We start from the raw sequence: 3,401 nt of genomic DNA on the forward strand, positions 1-3,401 counted from the left end.
ATGGAAAACCTCTATTTTGGGCTGATGTTTTGTGATGATCATTGATGCCCATTATAGAGGTTTTCCTGCATTAAGTAAATGTTATTATTGATATTTTATCCAATCTTTGCAACACCTTTTTATTTTTTTAAAGCATTTTTATTTGCACTTTTCAACCACCCTGTTCGCATTGCACATGCACATGCGTTCTCATCTCCTCCCTGGAAAAGAAGAAAAAGGGGCGAGCGCGGCTTATTTAAAACAATTTTACTCCACACCCTATCTCGGTTGCAACCTTGGCCATAACCGCATCGGCTGTCGCCACTGTTGCGATACCATGGCTTCTGACAATCGCCAGGTGCAAAGCATCTGTCAGCGTTCATCGCGATCTCTGCGAATCAATGCCGCGGAAACCGTATCAAGGCAAGGCATGCAACGACGCAAATCGGCATGACTGGGCCTTTTTTTCTGTCTACGGATAGGCAGAATCCTGGCGATGGCCTTTCCATGACGAGTAAGGACCAACTCACCGGCATCTTCTAAAAGATGATCCAATTGTACCAGAGAGGAGCGCATTTTCCGGATACTCAGCTGTTGCATTCGAAACCTCGCATTGAAAACGGCCTACGTTTTTAGTACACATTTGCCATTAAGGAAAAACCGGGGTCAGACCCCGTTTTTTCGAGACCCCGTTTTTTCGCAGATCAGCTGCCGACTGACAGCAACAAAAAAGTCCCGCGACCAAATTTCGATATCCACCGGGTTTCGCAGATATCGACGAACGTCTTCCTGAGCATTGGTAATTGGCAGTTTTTCGATTTTTTCCAGCAAAAGCCGGCGGAGACTAGTCTCATCCAGAGTCGTTTCCGGTTCCAGGTGGCCACTCTGAAGCATACAGGCCTCCAGGTGAGTCAGATTAAGCGGAACTTTCCGACCGACATACCAGACCAGGTCAAACCAGTCTTGTCCATTCACTCTCTGCTTCCAGTTACAACAAAGAACAGCATGCATTTTTCCGGCAAGGCGTTAAGGTGGTCGTCCAGGCTTTGCCGCGGGTATTTGGCCAACATGGCGATTACAGCTTAATTCATGCCGACCGTTCCTGTAAGCACCGCAACAGACGATTGGCCACTGAGACCTTTCTTGAGTTCATGCAGGCAGCGAGTTGGGAGAATAGATTTGCATCAAGACTTCGAAATACCTCGGGATCGATACGCTGATTGTCAAAAAGGTAAATCGACATTTCTTTGAGGCTGCGCAGAGGGCCGCCACGATCTTCGCGCAATTTATCTGCCAGAGCCCTTTCCGGGGTCGCCATCAAAAACGACAACCCTTCCCTTTCGATCCGCTCCATCCCCAGGAAAAAGGATGCGCGGGGACGGCAGCGCTAAGCAAAGACGCCAACCGGCGTGCTAAATTCACGAACTCTTTTGGTGGTAATCGAGGTCAACACCGCCACTCTTTCGGGAAGAGAAAAAAAAGGGGGGGCAACTTTTAAAATTCTCTCATATTCACAAAGTGCTATCTTCTGCCTGCGATTTTAGTTCCGACGCCATAAGCTGAACCAGACAGGGCCAGAAGTTTTCGTCTTGAACCCTCTTCCAGATCAAACCCTGAGGCAGAAAACGCTGCATCTCAAAATTGAACTCTTTCTGGACAGCCGGTTCTTCAGACATCGCCCGCAGGCGGTGATTATACAATTTAAGATAATCATCCACATGGCACTGATAGTCGGCTATTTTTTTCAGCAGTAAACCCGGTGCCGGCGTCACTCCCTGCTGTTTCAGCCAAGCGAGATCCCAAAGGTCGCGGTTTTTGATGCGATTGGGCCTGAGTGCGAAAGCCAGCAGCTTATCGGCCATAATTTCACCCAGACTCTCGGCCTGAATTACCAGACCGGTGGTGCCCATCTCGACTCCGTAATGATTGCGTAACAACCTGGGGCAACGCTCATAACTGGGAACCGCGCAGATATCGAGATTAATCTTCTGGGCCGGCAAATGACGGCTTTGGGGATGGGTTATAACTTTCATTTTCCAGGTTGAAACGTTGCCGGTTTCCTTTTGGGGATCTGTCACCTCAACCAGCAAGCCATACTTTGTCTGCAGCCGGTCTACCAGCAAAGACCCGAGATCGAACAACTGTTTTCGGTCAAAATCACGGCCGCCACTGAAATCCAGATCTTCGCTTAAACGCTGGGAGCCATACACCGCCCGAAGACAGGTACCGCCGATAAAAGTAAGATCTTTCAGCAATCCGGCATCACTCATCTCTCTAAGGATGTCATGATGCAAAAGCTCCTTTTCAACCGCGGTTCGCAGGGGGAGCATTTCCTCCCGACCCGTCAAGGCCTGAGTAACCAGCTTATCAAGCAAGTTCACTGATGGCCTCCATGTCGATCAACTCCATACTTCTGCGGGCTGATACCATATCTTTCAAGGCCAAAGCCACAGACGCCCTCCACAACCGGCAACGTTCATCATAAACCAGATCAGTCATGAGGTCGGAGGGCTTTTTTTTGGTGTGAACAAATTCAATTTTGCCAAAATCAGCGCAATCAACAATATGGCTGCGTCCGCTGGATTTCAAGGTCAGCCATTGCAGAGGAATCTGGGAAATAATGCCGGCGTCGCTGAGGGCCGATTCCAGGCTGATGTAATTGAATTCATGGGCCCGCAAGCGGGCAGCGGCATGATAGAGAACTAAATCGCGCGGGAAAGCAACTTTGGGATAAAAGTACAATCCGCGACAAACCCTTTGCAACAGACCGTTTTTCTCCCCCCGACCGAGAACAGCCTTAAAGGCGGCCGGCGAAAGTTCCGGCAGCAAGGCACTTAAATCGCGCAGAGAAAAAAGATAATGATCGCGATCGGCCAGTTTTTCGATGCCGGCCGTAAATTTTCTCAAAGGCTGCATAAATATCACACATATTAAGACGGCAAAGGCAAACAAGGTACACAACAGGTATCGTTTTGTACAGCTTAATGTATACCTCGTCAAGAGAAAAGGATGCCCATGGCATCCATGGCCTCGGTTCCCCGCTTTTCATGAGGAAAGTAGCAAGTCCATAAATCGTTGCTCATGCAATGCAGCCAGCGGCGTTTGCCGCCGATGTTAACTCCGGTTTCATCGGCATGAGCTAAACCGGCGGTCATCAGCTTATACTTGACCGCTTTCTCAAAATCATCCAGCAGCAAAAATGCTTCCTGGTTAAAATTGAAAATTGAGCCGTCGCTGATAGGGATTTGCAGCTGTTCACAAAAGTATTCCTGTACCCGTTTATAAGGAAGCAGCTGATATTGTGACAAATAAACTGAGTGCGCCTTAATCCCGGGACCATACTGAGCCGCTTTCGTAACCTCTTCGGGAAATGGTGCTACATACTGTTTGCCATTTTGGTCTTCCAGAATCTCAGCTCGGTA

The 3,401-nt window shown here is 48.7% G+C and carries 5 protein-coding genes; all 5 read right to left on the reverse strand.

Annotation, left to right across the window (positions count from 1 at the left end):
- Window positions 1–351: 351 nt before the first annotated feature.
- Entirely contained in the window at window positions 352–579 is a 228-nt protein-coding gene (locus ENN66_10720; GenBank protein HDS17053.1) for a prevent-host-death protein, read from the reverse strand.
- Between the two features lie 66 nt (window positions 580–645).
- A complete protein-coding gene (locus ENN66_10725) occupies window positions 646–990 on the reverse strand; it encodes a hypothetical protein (GenBank protein HDS17054.1) in 345 nt (114 codons plus the stop codon).
- Between the two features lie 500 nt (window positions 991–1,490).
- A complete protein-coding gene (locus tag ENN66_10730; protein ID HDS17055.1) occupies window positions 1,491–2,360 on the reverse strand; it encodes a nucleotidyl transferase AbiEii/AbiGii toxin family protein in 870 nt (289 codons plus the stop codon).
- Window positions 2,347–2,895: a hypothetical protein gene (locus tag ENN66_10735; protein ID HDS17056.1), complete on the reverse strand. Its 549-nt coding sequence runs from the start codon at window positions 2,893–2,895 to the stop codon at window positions 2,347–2,349. Before ENN66_10735 ends, ENN66_10730 begins: the two co-directional genes overlap by 14 nt.
- 80 nt (window positions 2,896–2,975) lie before the next feature.
- Window positions 2,976–3,401, reverse strand: a 426-nt coding sequence (locus tag ENN66_10740; protein HDS17057.1) for an IS66 family transposase, incomplete at its 5' end; no start/stop codon positions are given.

Source organism: Pseudomonadota bacterium, assembly GCA_011049115.1.
GTDB lineage: Bacteria > Desulfobacterota > Anaeroferrophillalia > Anaeroferrophillales > Tharpellaceae > DSCM01.

Coding starts and splice junctions, on each gene's coding strand:
- ENN66_10720 (HDS17053.1), bottom strand. CDS start 579: ATGCAACAGCTGAGTATCCGGAAAATGCGCTCCTCTCTGGTACAATTG.
- ENN66_10735 (HDS17056.1), bottom strand. CDS start 2,895: ATGCAGCCTTTGAGAAAATTTACGGCCGGCATCGAAAAACTGGCCGAT.
- ENN66_10725 (HDS17054.1), bottom strand. CDS start 990: ATGCATGCTGTTCTTTGTTGTAACTGGAAGCAGAGAGTGAATGGACAA.